Genomic DNA, 17,716 nt, shown 5'->3' with positions numbered 1-17,716 from the left:
CCCCTGACCAGGGGGCGCCTTCCTGTTTCTTCTCGTCTCTTCCAGCTCTTGCCGTGCTACTGCGCGCCGGGGCGCACCAGACCGCTCTCGTACGCGTACACCGCGGCCTGCACCCGGTCGCGCAAGCCCAGCTTGTTCAGCACGTGACCCACGTGCGTCTTCACGGTGGTCTCGCTGACGAAGAGGTCGGCGGCGATCTCGGCGTTCGACAGCCCGCGCGCCACCAGCTTCAGCACCTCGACCTCACGGTCGGTCAGCGTGTGCAGCGTGTCCGGCACCGGCTCGTCGCCCGAGGGCAGATGCGTGGCGTACTTGTCGAGCAGCCGACGCGTGATGCTCGGCGCCAGCATGGCCTCGCCCGAGGCCACCACCCGGATCGCCTGGACGAGTTCGTTGGCGGGCGCGTCCTTCAGCAGGAACCCGCTCGCCCCGGCGCGCAGCGCCTCCACCACGTACTCGTCGAGGTCGAAGGTGGTCAGCACCAGCACCTTCGCCGGCCCGTCCCGCCCCGGCCCGGTGATCTGCCGGGTCGCCTCCACCCCGTCCATCCGCGGCATGCGGATGTCCATCAGCACCACATCGGGCTGCAACGCCCGCACCTGGTCGAGAGCCTGGAGGCCGTCTCCGGCCTCGCCGACGACCGCGAGATCCTGCTCGGCCTCCAGGATCATCCGGAAGCCGGTACGCAGCAGCGGCTGGTCGTCGACGAGTAGGACGCGGATGGCCACGTATGTCTCCTTCTTTAGCCCGGCCCCATTCTGCCCTGAGCTCCGCCCTCGGACTCCGCCGCCCTCACCGGCAGCGTCACGGGAAGGGGATACGGCGGGGGAGTGCCGCCGAACTCCGGGCAGTGGGCCTGGTGGTCGCACCAGCCGCACAGCTTGGTCGGCCGGGGCCGCCACTCACCTGTCTCCGTCGCCAGCCGGATGGCTTCCCACAGTGCGAGCAACTTGCGCTCGACCCGCTCCAGATCGGCCAGTACCGGGTCGTACGTCAGCACGTCACCGCTGCCCAGGTACACGAGCTGGAGCCGCCGGGGGACGACGTTCTTCAGCCGCCACACGACCAGGGCGTAGAACTTCATCTGGAACAGCGCGCCCTCGGCGTACTCCGGCCGGGGCGCCTTGCCCGTCTTGTAGTCGACGATCCGCACCTCGCCGGTGGGCGCGACATCGACCCGGTCGATGATCCCGCGCAGCCGCAGCCCCGACTCCAGCTCGGTCTCGACGAAGAGCTCCCGCTCGGCGGGCTCAAGCCGCGTCGGATCCTCCAGCGTGAACCAGCGCTCGACCAGCCGCTCCGCCTCCACCAGCCAGCCGGCCAGCCGCTCGCCCTGCGGATCGTCGGCGAACAGCTCCACGACCTCCGGCCGCGTCTCCCGCAGTCGGTCCCACTGGCCCGGGATCAGCGACTTGGCCCGCGGGGCGGTCCGCTCGCCCGCCGGCGCGTCGAACAGCCGCTCGAGGACCGCGTGCACCAACGTGCCCTTCGTGGCCGCCGGGCTGGGCTTCTCCGGCAGCCGGTCGATCACCCGGAACCGGTACAGCAGCGGGCACTGCATGAAGTCACCGGCCCGCGAGGGCGAGAGCGAGGCGGGCGCTTTGGCGGCGACGGCCGTCGCCACCGACCCCGGCACCACCGACCCCGGGACGACCGCCTCCGCGGCGGCGGCTTCCGCGGCGGCCGACTCCGGTACCGCCGGCCCCGGGACGATCGCTTCCGCGGCGGCGGCTTCCGCGGCGGCGGACTCCGGTACCGCCGGCCCCGGGACGATCGCCTCCGCGGCGGCGGACTCCGCGGGGGCCGACTCCGCCGGGCTCGCCTCCGTGTGCGCCGGATCCTCCACGACACCGCCGTCGCCCACCCGGGCGACGCCCTCGCTGCTGCTCTCCATGACCCCAGACCTTACGGCCCACCACGGACAGTCACCCAGTCCGCGCACCACGGCTCGTCCCGAACACCGGCGACGACCGCGGAAACACGGGGGGTGCCGGGGCGGAACACGTCACGACCGCCGCATACCATCGGTCCGAGACCCTCCCGCCCTGCACGAGCGGGAGACGCTTCGACGAGGGGACACCGTGGTGGAAAGCGGCGGGACCGGGCGGCCGCGGCCGGACAACGAACAGTCGGCCGAGCACCCCGCGACACCTGCGTCTCCGGCCACCGACCTCGCGCAGACCCCGGACCCCGGCACTCCCGGCCCGGCCACGCCCGACAGGGAACCCGCGCCGGCCACGTCCGAGGCACCGGAGCCGGGCGGGGCCGCGTCCGCCGAAGCCGCGTCGGCCGACGGTGGGAACGCTCCACAGGGGCCCTCGGCACCCGGCGACGACCACCGCGTCCCCGATGCGAACGGCGACGCCGAGGCCGACCCCGAGACCGGAGCCGAGGCCGACCCCGAGACCGGAGCCGAGGCCGACCCCGAGACCGGAGCCGGGGCCGGGAACGGGAACGGCACCGGGGCCGCTGCCGGGACCGGCACCGGGACCGCGGCCGAGACCGGGCAACCGGTACCTCCCGCCCCCACCCCTGCCCCCGCCCCGATGCTCCCGAAGGGCCCCCCGCCCCAGCGCCCCCCGGAGCAGCCGCGCGGGGGCCTCCTCATGGGCCGTCCCTTCGGTGTCCCCGTCTACGTCGCGCCCAGCTGGTTCCTCGTCGCCGCCCTCATCACCTGGGTCTTCGGCAACCAGCTCGACCGCGTACTCCCCGAACTCGGCGCCCTCCGCTACCTCGTCTCCCTCTTCTTCGCGGTCGCCTTCTACGCCTCCGTGCTCATCCACGAACTCGCCCACACCATCGCCGCCCTCCGCTTCAAGCTCCCGGTCCGCCGCATCCAGCTCCAGTTCTTCGGCGGCGTCTCCGAGATCGAGAAGGAGGCCGAGACCCCCGGCCGGGAGTTCTGGCTCGCCTTCGTCGGCCCGCTGCTCTCCCTCGTCCTCGCCGGCCTCTTCTACCTCGCCATGCAGCCCGTGGAGCCCGGCACCGTCCCGGGCGTCCTGCTGGCCGGCCTGATGATCTCCAACCTCATCGTGGCGATCTTCAACCTGCTGCCCGGCCTTCCCCTCGACGGCGGCCGCATGCTCCGCGCCGTCGTCTGGAAGCTCACCGGCAAGCCCATGAACGGCACCATCGCCGCCGCCTGGGTCGGCCGCGCCCTCGCCGTCTCCGTCCTCATCGGCCTGCCGCTGCTCACCCAGTCAGGCGCCCTCGGTTCCAGCGCCGAGGACAGCGTCGGCATGGACACCGTCACCGACGCCCTCCTCGCGGCCATCCTCGCCGCGATCATCTGGACCGGTGCCGGCAACAGCCTGCGCATGGCCCGCCTGCGTGAACACCTCCCCGAACTGCGCGCCCGCACCCTCACCCGGCGTGCCGTCCCCGTCGAGACCCACACCCCCCTCTCCGAGGCCCTGCGCCGCGCCAACGACGCCGGCGCCCGGGCCCTCGTCGTCGTCGACGCCCACGGCGATCCCCTCTCCCTCGTCCGCGAGGCCGCCATCGTCGGGGTGCCCGAACACCGCCGCCCCTGGGTCGCCGTCAGCGGCCTCGCCCAGGACCTCACCGACGGCATGCGCGTCTCCGCCGAGCTGGCCGGAGAGGACCTTCTCGACGTCCTGCGGGCCACCCCCGCCACCGAGTACCTCGTGGTCGAGGAGACCGGCGAGATCTTCGGCGTCCTGTCCGCCGCCGACGTCGAGCGCGCCTTCGTCAAGGCCATGGCCAGGCCGTCCTAGCGTGGTCGTCCCCGTGGTCGGCGGCCCCGGCAAACCCCGGTAGGCTGTTCACATGTCCGAACCGACCGGTGCCGCCCGCAGGCGCGGGCCCTTCAAGGTCGGGGACCAGGTTCAGCTGACCGACCCCAAGGGCCGCCACTACACGTTCACGCTCGAGGCCGGGAAGAATTTCCACACCCACAAGGGTTCCTTCCCGCACGACGAGCTGATCGGTGCTCCCGAGGGCAGCGTTGTCCGCACCACCGGGAACGTCGCCTACCTCGCGCTGCGCCCCCTGCTCCCCGACTACGTCCTGTCCATGCCCCGTGGGGCAGCCGTCGTCTATCCGAAGGACGCGGGGCAGATCCTCGCCTTCGCCGACATCTTCCCCGGCGCCCGCGTCGTCGAAGCCGGCGTCGGCTCCGGCTCGCTCAGCAGCTTCCTGCTGCGCGCCATCGGCGACCAGGGCATGCTGCACAGCTACGAGCGCCGCGAGGACTTCGCCGAGATCGCGCAAGCGAACGTGGAGCGCTACTTCGGCGGCCCGCACCCCGCCTGGCAGCTCACCGTCGGCGACCTCCAGGACAACCTGTCCGACACCGACGTCGACCGCGTCATCCTCGACATGCTCGCCCCCTGGGAGTGCCTGGAGGCCGTCTCCAAGGCCCTCGTGCCCGGCGGCATCCTGTGCTGCTACGTGGCCACCACCACCCAGCTCGCCCGCACCGTCGAGTCCATCCGCGAGATCGGCTCCTTCAACGAGCCGACCTCCTGGGAGTCGATGATCCGCAACTGGCACGTGGAGGGCCTGGCGGTCCGCCCGGACCACCGGATGATCGGCCACACCGGCTTCCTGCTCACCGCCCGTCGCCTCGCCGACGGCGTCGAGCCGCCGATGCGCCGCCGCCGCCCCGCCAAGGGTGCCTACGGCGAGGACTACACGGGTCCCAACGCCGACGGAGGCAGCGGCCGCTGACGCCGCCCCAGCACAGCGTTCGACGACAAGGCGCCGTGACCGAGTTCCCGGACCACCCGGAACTCGGCCGCGGCGCCTTGTCGTTGGCGTCGACCGGACACCGGTCCAGCGTCCGTCGGCACGCCTCGGCACGGTAGGGCGACGTGTCACGGATCCGCGTCCGATATCCCGTACCCCGCCGTTCCCCCACCCTGTGGCGTGTGGCACGATGCTGGCCAATCCCCCACCCCCACCGGCACAGCCACCACAGGAGACACTGCCAGTGCAGCAGTCCGCCGTCCCGGAACTGGCACACACCCACACCCGGCCGATCCACTGGGTCGCGACCGCCGCCGCCCTCGCCGGCGTCGTCGCCTTCTCCTCGCTCCTGCAACCCAAACCCGCGACAGCCGCCCAGGCCGCGGGCCCGGACGCCGGACCCGCCCCGGTCGCCACCGCGGCCCCCGCCACGACCGGCGTCGACTTCCCGCTCGAATGCGGCCCCGTACAGGCCCTCGTGGTCAAGAAGGCCAGCGGCGACCTCGACGGCGACGGCGCCCCGGAAACCGTCGCCGTGGTCCACTGCGACGCCCCCATGGGAACCCCGCCCGACGGCGTCTACGTCCTCACCCAGGGCGCGGACAGCACCCACGCGCGCGTGGTCGCGACCCTCGTCGACCCCAAGGCCCGCAACACCGTCACGAGCCTCTCCGTCACCGACGGAGCCGTCCTCGCCACGCTCCTCGGCTACTCCACGGCCGACGTACCCAGTTGCTGCCCCGACGTGAAGGACAGCGCCAAGTGGCAGTGGAAGGACGACCGGTTCGTCCGCTCGACGCCCGCGGGCGCCCACAGCGTCTGATCCGGGCCGTCAGCCCTGTGAGAAATCAGACAGGCGTGACAGTGCGCGTCCGCGACCTCACTCCGCGTCCGGACCGTAGATCTCGACGCTGTCCGAAACGCGTCGCACATGAATGCAGTCGCCCGGACACTCCCGCGCCGAATCCACCACGTCCGTCAACAACGGCAACGGCACCGGGGTCGTGGCCCCCTTGGCCTGGAGCAGCTCGTCCTCGGCGCTCTTGACGTAGGCCAGACCGTCGATGTCCAGCTCGAACACCTCGGGCGCGTACTGGGCGCAGATCCCGTCACCGGTACAGAGATCCTGGTCGATCCAGACCTCCAGCTCCTCGCTGCCGACACCGGCCTCCTGCTGCACGCCCATATCTCCTGCCGTTTACTGTCGAGCCGCCAGGGAACCATGCAGGCTCTGACGGGTGTTGAACACTTCGACCCTACCCTCGGCGGCTTCCGGACCGTGTTCGGTGGGTATTCCCCTGGCGTGAGGGAGAGCGCAAGGGTGAAGATCGGACACACCCCGACAGTCTTTGTGATCTAGGGGTTTCAATCGACACCCACCCAGGTAGGGTCTGGAAGCGTCCAGCTCCCCTTGGAGGAGGTGAGGACCGTGGCAGCCCACGACGACGACATGAACCGCGGCATCCGCCCGGGACGAGGGTCCGACGACCCGTCCGGGCAGATTGCCTACCTTGAGCAGGAGATCGCCGTCCTGCGACGCAAGCTCGCCGACTCTCCGCGGCACACGAGGATTCTCGAAGAGCGGATCGTCGAACTACAGACAAACCTGGCCGGCGTGTCCGCCCAGAACGAGCGGCTCGCGAACACACTCCGTGAGGCCCGCGACCAGATCGTGGCCCTCAAAGAGGAAGTCGACCGGCTCGCCCAGCCGCCGGCCGGCTTCGGTGTCTTCCTCACGGCGAACGAGGACGGCACGGCCGACATCTTCACCGGGGGCCGCAAACTCCGGGTGAACGTCAGCCCCGGCGTCGAGCTCGAAGAGCTTCGACGCGGCCAGGAAGTGATGCTCAACGAAGCGCTCAACGTGGTCGAGGCCATGGAGTACGAGAGCGTCGGCGACATCGTCACCCTCAAGGAGATCCTCGAGGACGGCGTGCGCGCCCTCGTGCAGGGGCACACCGACGAGGAACGGGTGGTCCGGCTCGCCGAGCCGCTCCTCGACGTCGTCATCCGCCCCGGCGACGCCCTCCTGCTCGAACCCCGCTCCGGCTACGTCTACGAGGTCGTGCCCAAGAGCGAGGTCGAGGAACTCGTCCTCGAAGAGGTCCCGGACATCGGCTACGAGCAGATCGGTGGTCTGGGCAACCAGATCGAGATGATCCGCGACGCCGTCGAGCTCCCGTACCTCTACCCGGACCTCTTCAAGGAGCACGAGCTGCGCCCGCCCAAGGGCGTCCTGCTCTACGGACCTCCCGGATGCGGCAAGACGCTCATCGCCAAGGCCGTGGCCAACTCGCTGGCCAAGAAGGTCGCCGAGGTCACCGGTCAGGCCACCGGCAAGAGCTTCTTCCTCAACATCAAGGGTCCCGAGCTCCTCAACAAGTACGTCGGTGAGACCGAGCGGCAGATCCGCCTCGTCTTCCAGCGTGCGAGGGAGAAGGCCTCCGAGGGCACCCCCGTCATCGTCTTCTTCGACGAGATGGAGTCCCTCTTCCGTACCCGCGGTTCCGGCGTCAGCTCGGACGTGGAGAACACCATCGTTCCGCAGCTCCTCGCCGAGATCGACGGCGTCGAGGGTCTGGAGAACGTGGTCGTCATCGGCGCCTCCAACCGTGAGGACATGATCGACCCCGCGATCCTGCGGCCCGGCCGCCTCGACGTGAAGATCAAGATCGAGCGTCCGGACGCCGAGGCGGCGAAGGACATCTTCCAGAAGTACCTCACCACGCGCCTCCCGCTGCACCCGGACGACGTGGGCGAACACGCCGGCGACAGGACCATCACCGTCCAGAGCATGATCCAGACGGCCGTGGAACACATGTACGCCGAATCCGAGGAAAACCGCTTCCTGGAAGTCACCTACGCCAACGGCGACAAGGAAGTCCTCTACTTCAAGGACTTCAACTCCGGCGCGATGATCGAGAACATCGTCGGCCGTGCCAAGAAAATGGCCATCAAGGACTTCCTCGACCACAACCAGAAGGGCCTTCGGGTCTCCCACCTCCTCCAGGCATGCGTGGACGAGTTCAAGGAGAACGAGGACCTGCCGAACACCACCAACCCCGACGACTGGGCCAGGATCTCCGGAAAGAAGGGCGAACGGATCGTGTACATCCGTACCCTCATCACCGGAAAGCAGGGCGCGGACACCGGACGCTCCATCGACACGGTGGCGAACACCGGACAGTACCTGTAAGAACAGGGCGGCTGCGGGTGCCCACCACGGGTACCCGCAGCCGACTGCTTTCCGGGCCACGGCTGGAGCAAGGCAATGACGCAAATGATCTCCCCACCAGCGCGGAGGCGTTCTAGGCTCTTCCGTACCGCCGGGTCGCGCAGTGCGGGGACGGGCACCGCACACGCGCCGGAGCACCACCGGTATCTGAGCGGCGCCCACGACCGAGGGTGCCGCCGGGCAAGGAGGGCCGCATGACCGTACGGCGAGTAATGGGCATCGAGACGGAGTACGGCATCTCCGTCCCCGGCCACCCCAACGCCAATGCCATGCTCACCTCGTCCCAGATCGTCAACGCCTACGCGGCGGCGATGCACAGGGCCCGCCGGGCCCGCTGGGACTTCGAGGAGGAGAACCCGCTGCGGGACGCGCGCGGCTTCGACCTCGCCCGCGAGGTCGCCGACTCCAGCCAGCTCACCGACGAGGACATCGGCCTCGCCAACGTCATCCTCACCAACGGCGCCCGCCTCTACGTCGACCACGCACACCCGGAGTACAGCGCGCCCGAGGTGACCAATCCGCGTGACGCCGTCCTCTGGGACAAGGCCGGCGAGCGGATCATGGCCGAGGCGGCCGAGCGTGCCGCCGCACTGCCCGGCGCGCAGCCCATCCACCTCTACAAGAACAACACCGACAACAAGGGCGCCTCCTACGGCACGCACGAGAACTACCTGATGAAGCGGGAGACCGCCTTCTCGGACATCGTGCGCCACCTGACGCCCTTCTTCGTCTCGCGCCAGGTGGTCACCGGCGCCGGCCGCGTGGGAATCGGCCAGGACGGCCATGAGCACGGCTTCCAGCTCAGTCAGCGCGCCGACTACTTCGAGGTCGAGGTCGGCCTGGAGACGACGCTGAAGCGCCCGATCATCAACACGCGTGACGAGCCGCACGCCGACGCGGAGAAGTACCGCCGCCTCCATGTGATCATCGGCGACGCGAACCTCTCCGAGATCTCGACGTACCTGAAGCTGGGCACGACGGCCCTGGTCCTGTCGATGATCGAGGACGGCTTCATCGCGGTGGACCTGGCGGTCGACCAGCCGGTCCGCACCCTCCACCAGGTCTCCCACGACCCGACCCTCAAGCGCCTGGTCACCCTGCGCAGCGGCCGTACGCTCACCGCGGTCCAGTTGCAGATGGAGTACTTCGAGCTGTCGCGCAAGTACGTGGAGGAGCGGTTCGGCTCGGACGCCGACGATCAGACGAAGGACGTCCTCGCGCGCTGGGAGGACACCCTCAACCGTCTGGAGAACGACCACATGAGCCTCTCCCGCGAACTGGACTGGGTCGCCAAGCGGGAGCTCATGGAGGGCTACCGGCGCCGTGACGGCCTCGACTGGGACGCCGCCCGCCTCCACCTCGTGGACCTCCAGTACGCCGACGTACGGGCCGACAAGGGCCTCTACAACCGTCTCGCGGCCCGTGGCCGCATGAAGCGCCTGCTGGACGAGACCGAGGTCGAGCGGGCGATCACGAAGCCCCCGGAGGACACCCGCGCGTACTTCCGCGGCCGCTGTCTGGAGCAGTACGCCGACGATGTCGCCGCCGCCTCCTGGGACTCGGTGATCTTCGATCTGCCGGGCCGGGATTCGCTCCAGCGCGTCCCAACCCTCGAACCTCTTCGCGGAACGCGAAATCACGTCAAGGAGCTTCTGGACCGCTGCCGGACGGCAGAAGACCTGGTCAAGGTCCTCTCGGGCGGCTGAACGACCACCCGGACGCAACTTCCGGGACGGGGTGGAAACCCTCCCGTCCGGGAATCATCGAGGTGGCCCCCGTACGTTGTGGCAACTGCGGGGCCGATGTCGGACCCGGCTTGTAGGGTCTGATCATCACCGATCGGCAGGAATGCCGACCTGTCGACCATGTCGGGCGAAAGAGCGGGGTGAGGGTTATGGCGACCAAGGACACCGGCGGCGGCCAGCAGAAGGCGACGCGCTCCACGGAGGAGGTCGAGGAGCAGGCGCCCGAGACGCAGGCGTCGGAGGACCTCAAGGAGCGTCAGGAGAAGCTGAGCGACGACGTCGACTCGGTTCTTGACGAGATTGACGATGTACTCGAGGAGAATGCCGAGGATTTCGTTCGAAGTTTCGTTCAGAAGGGCGGCGAGTAGCCTTCGAATTGAAGGCTGCGGGGGTCTCTGAAATTGGCAATCGAAGATGCTGTGAAGAGCTGCTCGCGGTGTGGGGAGTCGAAGCCACGGGCAGCCTTCGCCAGTAACAGGGCGGCGAAGGACGGGTTGCAGGCCTACTGCCGGGAGTGTTGGGCGGCATATCACCAGGCTCGCCAACTCGCGAAGGGCCGGAACGTGCGGCCGCGGGTGGAGACGCCCGAGGGGCACAAGTTCTGCCGCAGCTGTGAGGAGATCAAGCCGCACAGCGAGTGGCACCGCAACGCGACAGCGTCCGACGGCCTTGCGACCTGCTGCAAGGCATGCAAAGCAGTCAAGGGTCGTCGTGGACACCTGAAGCGCCAGTACGGCATGACGGAAGCCGAACGCGACACCTTGGTGGCCGCTCAGCGAGGTCTCTGCGTGATCTGCCTGAAAGCTCCTGCCGCGCATGTGGATCACTGCCACGAGACGGGTAGGGTCCGTGGCGTACTGTGCTTCAACTGCAATTCGGCCATCGGCAAGTTGGGAGACGATCCCGACGCTGTTCGTCGGGCAGCCGCTTACCTGGAAGGAACTCCATGGAAGCCAACACTCGTAGCACCGGGCGTCTACCGGCTGCCTTCCTGACGCCCGGGTCCTCGTCCTTCATGGACTTTCTCTCCGACCACCAGCCGGAGCTGCTGCCCGGCAAGCGGCAGCTGCCCCCGACGCAGGGTGTGATCGAGGCGCCGCACGGCACGACGATCGTCGCCGTGACGTTCCCCGGTGGTGTCGTGCTCGCCGGTGACCGTCGCGCCACGATGGGCAACGTCATCGCGCAGCGGGACATCGAGAAGGTCTTCCCGGCTGACGAGTACTCGGCCGTCGGAATCGCCGGTACCGCCGGCCTGGCCGTCGAGATGGTGAAGCTGTTCCAGCTGGAGCTGGAGCACTTCGAGAAGGTCGAGGGAGCTCAGCTCTCGCTCGAGGGCAAGGCGAACCGGCTGTCGACCATGATCCGTTCCAACCTGGGCATGGCCATGCAGGGTCTGGCGGTCGTGCCTCTCTTCGCCGGGTTCGACGTGGACCGGGACCGGGGCCGGATCTTCTCCTACGACGTCACGGGCGGCCGTTCCGAGGAGCTCAACTACGCCGCCACCGGCTCCGGCTCGGTCTTCGCGCGCGGGGCGATGAAGAAGCTCTTCCACAACGGCCTGTCCGAGTCGGATGCCACGACCCTCGTGGTCCAGGCCCTCTACGACGCGGCGGACGACGACTCGGCGACCGGTGGTCCCGATGTCGCACGCCGGATCTACCCCATCGTCACCGTGATCACCGAGGACGGCTTCCGCCGGCTCACCGACGAGGAGTCGTCGGAGATCGCCCGCTCGATCCTGGCGCGTCGCCTGGAGCAGCCGGACGGCCCTCGCGCCGCCCTGCTGTAGCCGGCGGCCCCGTTCTCATCCCAGGTGATCCAGTGACTTCGACAGAAAGGGACGGATAACCGGTGTCGACTCCGTTCTATGTCTCACCCCAGCAGGCGATGGCCGACCGCGCCGAGTACGCCCGCAAGGGCATCGCGCGCGGGCGCAGCCTCGTCGTGATCCAGTACGCCGACGGCATCGTGTTCGTCGGTGAGAATCCGTCCCGTGCGCTGCACAAGTTCAGTGAGATCTACGACCGGATCGGCTTCGCGGCCGCCGGCAAGTACAACGAGTACGAGAACCTGCGGATCGGCGGCGTCCGGTACGCCGATCTCCGTGGTTACACCTATGACCGTGACGACGTGACCGCCCGTGGTCTGGCCAACGTGTACGCCCAGACGCTGGGCACGATCTTCTCCTCGGCGGGCGAGAAGCCCTACGAGGTGGAACTGGTGGTGGCCGAGGTCGGCGCCACGCCGGACGGGGACCAGATCTACCGGTTGCCGCACGACGGTTCGATCGTGGACGAGCACGGCTCGGTGGCGGTCGGCGGCAACGCCGAGCAGATCAACAGTTACCTGGATCAGCGTCACCAGGAGGGCATGAGCCTGGCCGAGGCGCTGAAGCTGGCCGTGCAGGCCCTGTCGCGCGACACCAACGGCACGGAGCGGGAGATTCCCGCCGAGCGCCTGGAGGTGGCGGTGCTGGACCGTACCCGGCCGCAGTCACGCAAGTTCAAGCGGATCGTGGGCCGTCAGCTGGGCCGGTTGCTGGAGATCGACGGCGCGGCCACGGAGGCGGAGAGCTCCGACGAGGAGTGACACCGTCCACGTTTCACACCCTTGTGCGCCCCGGTCGATGATTCGGCCGGGGCGCAGGGCGTCTCAGGAGGCGTTCGGTGACGCCGTGGAGGCCCGTACGACCAGTTCGACGGGGATATCCCCGCCGTCCGGTGTGCGGCCCTCCAGGACGGCCAGGAGGGCCCGCATGCCTCGTTCGCCGAACAGCTCGGCGTCCAGCCGCACCGTCGTCAGCTCGGGGTCGAGGGCGGTGGCCAGGGCGAGGTCGTCCAGGCCGGTGACGGACACGTCGTCGGGGACGCGCAGGCCGAGGCGCCGCAGAGCCTTGTAGACGCCTGCCGCGAGTTTGTCGTCGTCACAGACGACGGCGGTGGGCCGCGGTCCCGGAGCGCTCAGCGCCGCCTCCGCGGCGGCCAGGGCGCCGTCGATCGAGATCGGGGCGGGGGCGGTGCGCAGCGAGGTCCCCGCCGTCGCGCCGACCCGGGCGGCGAGCTCACGCGCGCGTACCTCGAAGGTCCAGGACGGGATGTCGGCCGCGAGGTGCAGGAAGCGGCGGTGGCCGAGGCCCAGCAGATGGTCGGCGACCTGGCGGACGCCGTCGGTGATGTCGAGGTTGACCGTGGCGGCGCCGAGGCTTCCGGAGGGGTCGCTGTCCAGCATCACCAGGGGGAGCTGGTCGCCGCGGATGGCGGTCAGCGCGTCGGCGGCCATCGAGGAGGCGAGGACGCCGTCGAGGGCGGCCTGGGCGGAGGCGAAGGGGTCGCGGGCGGGGCCGACGCCCTCGGGGGAGGGGTAGAGGACCACGCCGAAGCCGTGCTCGGCCGCTACGCGTGCCGCCCCGGTGTAGACGCCGGCGAAGAACTCCGTGGTCAGCGCGGGGACGACGAGCAGGACCGTGCGGGTGCGGCCGAGGCGGAGGTTGCGGGCGGCGAGGTTGGGCCGGTAGCCGAGTTCGCGGGCCGCCTCCCGTACGCGTTCCGCGGTGGCCTCGGAGACGCGGCCGCGCCACTTGTCGCCGAGGACGAGGGAGACGGCGGCCTGGGAGACCCCCGCGGCCTGGGCGACGTCACGGCTCGTCGGGCGCGTGCTACCTCGTGCCACCGTGGGTCTGCTCCTTCGTCTGGACTGGCGAACAGCGCACATGGTACGTATGACGAGAGACGTTATACGTAAAACCTCCGAGGCGGGCCATCGCCTCGGGCGAGCCGACGGAGGCGGGACATTGGCCACGGGATACCTGGAGATCCTCAGGGCGAAGCATGCCGCCCGGCTGCTGACCGGCACCCTCGTCGGCCGACTGCCCAACGCCACGGCCGCCATCGCGATCGTGCTGTTCGTGCGGGCGGAGGGCGGCACGTACAGCCTCGCGGGCGCGCTGGCGGCCGTGTACGGCGTCGCCAACGCCGTCGGGCAGCCGCTGCTGGGGCGGCTCGTCGACGTGCACGGACAGCCACGGGTCCAGTTGCCCGCAGCGCTCGCCTCGGCCCTCGCCATGGCGGCCTTCGCCTTCGTGGGCACGGACCCGCTGCCGCTCGCGTACGCGGCGGTGGCGGCCGCCGGACTCTTCACGCCGCCCCTGGAGGGCGGCCTGCGGGCACTGTGGCCGGGGGTGCTGCGCCGCGAGGACCAGGTCCACACGGCGTACGCGATGGACGCGGTGGCGCAGGAGGTGATGTTCACCGTCGGGCCGCTGCTGGTGACCCTGTGCGTGTCGGTGTGGTCGGCGCAGGGCGCTCTGCTGCTGCTGAACGCGGTCGGGGTGGTGGGCGCGCTGTCGGTGGTCGTGTCGCCGCCCTCGCGCGCGTGGCGCTCGGCCCCCCGCGCGGCGCACTGGCTGGGCGCGCTGCGGTCTCCCGGTCTGCTGGCGCTCCTCGGCGCGTTCCTGTTCATCGGTGTCGCGCTCGGTTCCATCACGGTGGCGTCCGTGCCGTACGCGGACGACCACGGTGGTGACGCGGTGTACGGCTGGCTGATGGCGGCGCTGGGTCTCGGCGCGCTGGTCGGTGGCGTGGCGTACGGGGCGCGGCGGTGGGAGGGGCCGCCGGAGCGGCGACTGCGGGGCCTGGTGGCGCTTCTGGCGGTGTGTTACCTGCCTTTGACGCTGATGCCGGGTGCGGTGGCCATGGTGGCGCTGACGGCGCTCGCGGGCGTGTTCCTGGCGCCCGCCATCGCGTGCGCGTTCGTCATCGTGGACCGGCACGCGCCGCGCGGGACGGTCACGGAGGCGTTCTCCTGGCTGGTGACGACGTTCACGGTCGGCGCGTCGGTGGGAACGGGCCTGACGGGTCCGGTCGTAGAGGCCGGCGGCGCGTCGTGGGGTTTCACCGTGCCGGCTGTCGCGGGCGCCGTGTCGCTGGTGGTTTTGCTGGCCACAGGGCGGGTAATGGCAGTTCCCGCCGGAAGTGGGGTCGTTGCGGCTTCATCGGAAAATGATCCAAACCGTGCTGCCGAACCCCGTTTCAGTTCAGGGGATCGGGCGTAATGTTCACTCATGGACCGCCGCATTTTCGGGCTGGAGAACGAGTACGGCGTCACATGTACGTTCAGGGGACAGCGCCGGCTGTCTCCCGACGAGGTGGCGCGGTACCTCTTCCGCCGTGTCGTGTCATGGGGCCGAAGCAGCAATGTCTTTCTGCGAAACGGCGCCCGCCTCTATCTCGACGTGGGATCGCATCCGGAATACGCGACACCGGAATGTGACAACGTGACCGAGTTGGTCACCCACGACAAGGCCGGCGAGCGCATTCTCGAAGGACTCCTGGTGGACGCGGAACGACGCCTGCACGAGGAAGGAATCGCGGGCGACGTCTACCTCTTCAAGAACAACACGGACTCGGCGGGCAACTCTTATGGTTGTCACGAGAACTACCTGGTGGCCCGGCACGGGGAGTTCTCCCGGCTCGCGGACATCCTGATCCCGTTCCTGGTGACCCGCCAGCTGCTGTGCGGCGCGGGCAAGGTGCTCCAGACGCCCCGTGGGGCGGTCTACTGCGTCAGTCAGCGGGCCGAGCACATCTGGGAGGGCGTCTCCTCCGCGACGACCCGCTCGCGGCCCATCATCAACACGCGCGACGAGCCGCACGCGGACGCCGAGCGATACCGCCGGCTGCATGTCATCGTCGGCGACTCCAACATGTCCGAGACGACCATGCTGCTCAAGGTCGGCGCGACCGACCTGGTGCTGCGCATGATCGAGGCGGGCACCGTCATGCGGGATCTGACGCTGGAGAACCCGATCCGGGCGATCCGTGAGGTCAGTCACGACATCACGGGCCGGCGCAAGGTGCGGCTGGCCAGCGGCCGGGAGGCCTCCGCGCTGGAGGTGCAGCGGGAGTACTACGAGAAGGCCGTGGACTTCGTCGAGCGCCGGGGTGTGCGCACCGGCACCGTGGACCAGGTCCTGGAGCTGTGGGGCCGCACGCTGGACGCGATCGAGGCGGAGGACCTCGACCGGATCGGCACCGAGATCGACTGGGTGATGAAGTACAAACTCATCGAGCGGTACCGGGCCAAGCACAACATGACCATGTCGCATCCGCGGGTGGCGCAGATAGACCTCGCTTATCACGACATTCACCGTCGTCGTGGTCTGTACTACCTGTTGGAGCGAAGGGGCCAAGCGGCGCGGATCTGCAACGACTTGAAGATCTTCGAGGGCAAGTCGGTGCCGCCGCAGACCACCAGGGCACGATTGCGCGGCGACTTCATCCGCCGTGCGCAGGAGCAGCGCCGGGACTTCACGGTGGACTGGGTGCACCTGAAGCTCAACGACCAGGCACAGCGCACCGTGTTGTGCAAGGACCCGTTCCGGTCGGTGGACGACCGGGTGGAGAAGCTGATCGCCGGAATGTGAGTGACGTGTTCCGCAGGCGCTGCGGAACGCGACACGGGCGCCGTACGTTCCCGTACGGCGCCCTTCGCACGTCGACAAACGTCGCTAAGGTAGCGCGCACGCCATCAGAAGATCGACCGATTACGAGGCTTCATCGTGCGCCGACGCTCACTCATCCTTGCCGCCGTACCCGCTGGACTGGTCACTCTCGCCGCGTGCGGCGACGACAAGTCCGACTCGAGCAAGGCGAGCGACAGCGCGTCGTCCTCCGCCGGAGCCACGCCTCCACCGAAGATCGTCGACGGCCCGCTGCCGGCCATCACGGCGGGGGTGAAGTTCGATGAGAAGCCGACGGTCGCCAAGGGCACCGGTGAGCCCTCGGACCAGCTGGCGGTGAAGACGGTGATCGCGGGCAGCGGCAAGATCGTCGCGGAGAACGACTACATCCAGGCCAACTGTCTCGGCCAGATCTGGGACACCGCGAAGGTCCTCCTCAACACCTACGACACCAAGAAGCCGCTGTTCACCCAGCTCGCGCAGGGCGGCACCATCGACGGCTGGCGCTATGCGCTGACGGGCAAGAAGACCGGCAGCCGGGTGCTCTTCTCGGTGCCGCCGACCTGGGCCTTCGGCAAGGACGGCGACGCGGACACGGGTATCAAGGGCACCGACACGCTGGTGTTCGTCTTCGACATCCAGGACACGTTCAACGCGAAGAGTTCGGCCAAGGGCAAGGACGTGCCGCAGGACGACGCCGCCGTGCCGAAGGTGGGGACGAACACCGACGGCAAGGCACCCTCGATCGAGGTCCCCAAGTCGGACCCGCCGACCAAGCTGGTGTCGAACTACGTGATCGAGGGGGACGGCCCCAAGCTCGCGGCGGACGACACCGTGCTGGTGCAGTACAAGGGCGTCGTCTGGGACACGGGCAAGGAGTTCGACTCCTCGTACAGCCGCAGTTCGCTGACCTCGTTCTCGCTCCAGCAGGTGGTGAAGGGCTGGGCGCAGGGGCTGACCGGCAAGAAGGTGGGCAGCCGGGTCGTCATCGTCGTCCCGCCGTCGCTGGGTTACGGCGACAGCCCGCCGAGCGGCAGCGGTATCGAGAAGGACTCCACGATGGTCTTCTCGGTGGACATCATCGCCAAGGGGTGAGGCCGGCGAAGGTGTAAGACTGTCCGTGTTGCCTTTCCGTGAGACATGCAGGAGCCAGTGACGTGAGCATTGACAAGCCCGAGATCGACTTCCCCGAAGGCGCGCCCCCGGCGGACCTCGAGATCAAGGACATCTGGGAGGGCGACGGCGAGGTCGCCCAGGCCGGCCACAACGTCAGCGTCCACTACGTCGGTGTCGCCTTCAGCACCGGTGAGGAGTTCGACGCCAGCTGGAACCGCGGGACGCCGTTCCGCTTCCCGCTCGGCGGCGGACGGGTCATCAAGGGCTGGGACCAGGGCGTGCAGGGCATGAAGGTCGGCGGCCGTCGCCAGCTGACCATCCCGGCCCACCTCGCCTACGGCGACCAGAGCCCCACCCCGGCGATCAAGCCCGGCGAGACGCTGATCTTCGTCGTGGACCTGCTCGGGGTCTGACCGTCGCACGACCAGTGTTGATCACCTGGGGTCCATG

Annotated in this window: 17 protein-coding genes; 13 read left to right on the top strand and 4 right to left on the bottom strand. The window is 69.3% G+C overall.

The annotated features are described in order from the left end of the window. Positions 1-56: 56 nt before the first annotated feature. Together ACFWBD_RS13495 and ACFWBD_RS13490 are read right to left on the bottom strand one after the other, a co-directional pair. The gene (locus ACFWBD_RS13495; protein WP_020128315.1) at positions 57-728 is read right to left on the bottom strand and encodes a response regulator transcription factor; all 672 of its coding nucleotides are present in this window, start codon (positions 726-728) and stop codon (positions 57-59) included. 14 nt (positions 729-742) lie between these two features. Continuing rightward, complete coding sequence (locus ACFWBD_RS13490; protein WP_385666477.1) at positions 743-1,894, bottom strand: RecB family exonuclease; 1,152 nt, start codon at positions 1,892-1,894, stop codon at positions 743-745. Positions 1,895-2,081: 187 nt separating this feature from the next. Between ACFWBD_RS13490 and ACFWBD_RS13485 the strand changes: the two genes are divergently transcribed. The 3 genes from ACFWBD_RS13485 (at position 2,082) to ACFWBD_RS13475 (ending at position 5,533) form a co-directional block, all read left to right on the top strand. Beyond that, positions 2,082-3,737, top strand: coding sequence for a site-2 protease family protein (locus tag ACFWBD_RS13485; protein WP_385666475.1), 1,656 nt, complete (start codon positions 2,082-2,084; stop codon positions 3,735-3,737). Between the two features lie 52 nt (positions 3,738-3,789). Next, complete coding sequence (locus ACFWBD_RS13480) at positions 3,790-4,692, top strand: tRNA (adenine-N1)-methyltransferase (RefSeq protein WP_351762526.1); 903 nt, start codon at positions 3,790-3,792, stop codon at positions 4,690-4,692. A 262-nt stretch (positions 4,693-4,954) separates the two neighbouring features. Next, positions 4,955-5,533, top strand: a complete 579-nt coding sequence (locus ACFWBD_RS13475) for a hypothetical protein (protein ID WP_385666473.1) — start codon at positions 4,955-4,957, stop codon at positions 5,531-5,533. Positions 5,534-5,590: 57 nt separating this feature from the next. On the opposite strand, the gene ACFWBD_RS13470 is transcribed toward ACFWBD_RS13475, so the two are convergent. Beyond that, positions 5,591-5,896, bottom strand: a complete 306-nt coding sequence (locus ACFWBD_RS13470) for a ferredoxin (RefSeq protein WP_385666471.1) — start codon at positions 5,894-5,896, stop codon at positions 5,591-5,593. Positions 5,897-6,139: 243 nt separating this feature from the next. On the opposite strand from ACFWBD_RS13470, the gene arc reads away from it, so the two are divergent. The 6 genes from arc to prcA all read left to right on the top strand — a co-directional run bounded on the left by arc (position 6,140) and on the right by prcA (position 12,282). Then, complete coding sequence (arc, locus tag ACFWBD_RS13465) at positions 6,140-7,906, top strand: proteasome ATPase (protein WP_385666469.1); 1,767 nt, start codon at positions 6,140-6,142, stop codon at positions 7,904-7,906. 233 nt (positions 7,907-8,139) lie between these two features. Next, complete coding sequence (dop, locus tag ACFWBD_RS13460) at positions 8,140-9,651, top strand: depupylase/deamidase Dop (protein ID WP_385666467.1); 1,512 nt, start codon at positions 8,140-8,142, stop codon at positions 9,649-9,651. 188 nt (positions 9,652-9,839) lie between these two features. After that, positions 9,840-10,058, top strand: coding sequence for a ubiquitin-like protein Pup (locus ACFWBD_RS13455; protein ID WP_385666465.1), 219 nt, complete (start codon positions 9,840-9,842; stop codon positions 10,056-10,058). 33 nt (positions 10,059-10,091) lie between these two features. After that, the gene (locus ACFWBD_RS13450) at positions 10,092-10,685 is read left to right on the top strand and encodes an endonuclease VII domain-containing protein (RefSeq protein ID WP_385666463.1); all 594 of its coding nucleotides are present in this window, start codon (positions 10,092-10,094) and stop codon (positions 10,683-10,685) included. Next, positions 10,637-11,482, top strand: coding sequence for a proteasome subunit beta (prcB, locus tag ACFWBD_RS13445; protein WP_385666461.1), 846 nt, complete (start codon positions 10,637-10,639; stop codon positions 11,480-11,482). Before ACFWBD_RS13450 ends, prcB begins: the two co-directional genes overlap by 49 nt. A gap of 62 nt (positions 11,483-11,544) precedes the next feature. Then, positions 11,545-12,282 (top strand): proteasome subunit alpha, encoded by a 738-nt coding sequence (gene prcA / locus ACFWBD_RS13440; RefSeq protein WP_385666459.1) that lies wholly within the window; start codon positions 11,545-11,547, stop codon positions 12,280-12,282. A 63-nt stretch (positions 12,283-12,345) separates the two neighbouring features. Here the strand turns inward: prcA and ACFWBD_RS13435 are convergent, their stop codons facing one another. Beyond that, positions 12,346-13,362: a LacI family DNA-binding transcriptional regulator gene (locus ACFWBD_RS13435; protein WP_385666457.1), complete on the bottom strand. Its 1,017-nt coding sequence runs from the start codon at positions 13,360-13,362 to the stop codon at positions 12,346-12,348. Between the two features lie 121 nt (positions 13,363-13,483). Between ACFWBD_RS13435 and ACFWBD_RS13430 the strand changes: the two genes are divergently transcribed. From ACFWBD_RS13430 to ACFWBD_RS13415, 4 genes are all read left to right on the top strand, one after another. Continuing rightward, complete coding sequence (locus ACFWBD_RS13430; RefSeq protein ID WP_385666455.1) at positions 13,484-14,743, top strand: MFS transporter; 1,260 nt, start codon at positions 13,484-13,486, stop codon at positions 14,741-14,743. A 9-nt stretch (positions 14,744-14,752) separates the two neighbouring features. Further along, a complete protein-coding gene (pafA, locus tag ACFWBD_RS13425; protein WP_351762497.1) occupies positions 14,753-16,114 on the top strand; it encodes a Pup--protein ligase in 1,362 nt (453 codons plus the stop codon). Between the two features lie 135 nt (positions 16,115-16,249). Beyond that, entirely contained in the window at positions 16,250-17,245 is a 996-nt protein-coding gene (locus ACFWBD_RS13420; protein WP_385666453.1) for an FKBP-type peptidyl-prolyl cis-trans isomerase, read from the top strand. Between the two features lie 62 nt (positions 17,246-17,307). After that, positions 17,308-17,679: an FKBP-type peptidyl-prolyl cis-trans isomerase gene (locus tag ACFWBD_RS13415; protein WP_351762493.1), complete on the top strand. Its 372-nt coding sequence runs from the start codon at positions 17,308-17,310 to the stop codon at positions 17,677-17,679. Positions 17,680-17,716: the final 37 nt, after the last annotated feature.

The sequence above is a fragment of the Streptomyces sp. NPDC060002 genome, from assembly GCF_042737245.1.
Classification (GTDB): Bacteria; Actinomycetota; Actinomycetes; order Streptomycetales; family Streptomycetaceae; genus Streptomyces.
Note: the sequence above shows the minus strand (reverse complement) of the source record. Positions and strands in the feature narration are given on the sequence as shown.

Excerpts from the sequence above, each read along its gene's own strand:
- ACFWBD_RS13490 (WP_385666477.1), bottom strand. The coding sequence starts at position 1,894 with ATGGAGAGCAGCAGCGAGGGCGTCGCCCGGGTGGGCGACGGCGGTGTC.
- ACFWBD_RS13480 (WP_351762526.1), top strand. The coding sequence starts at position 3,790 with ATGTCCGAACCGACCGGTGCCGCCCGCAGGCGCGGGCCCTTCAAGGTC.
- ACFWBD_RS13470 (WP_385666471.1), bottom strand. The coding sequence starts at position 5,896 with ATGGGCGTGCAGCAGGAGGCCGGTGTCGGCAGCGAGGAGCTGGAGGTC.
- dop (WP_385666467.1), top strand. The coding sequence starts at position 8,140 with ATGACCGTACGGCGAGTAATGGGCATCGAGACGGAGTACGGCATCTCC.
- ACFWBD_RS13455 (WP_385666465.1), top strand. The coding sequence starts at position 9,840 with ATGGCGACCAAGGACACCGGCGGCGGCCAGCAGAAGGCGACGCGCTCC.
- prcB (WP_385666461.1), top strand. The coding sequence starts at position 10,637 with ATGGAAGCCAACACTCGTAGCACCGGGCGTCTACCGGCTGCCTTCCTG.
- pafA (WP_351762497.1), top strand. The coding sequence starts at position 14,753 with ATGGACCGCCGCATTTTCGGGCTGGAGAACGAGTACGGCGTCACATGT.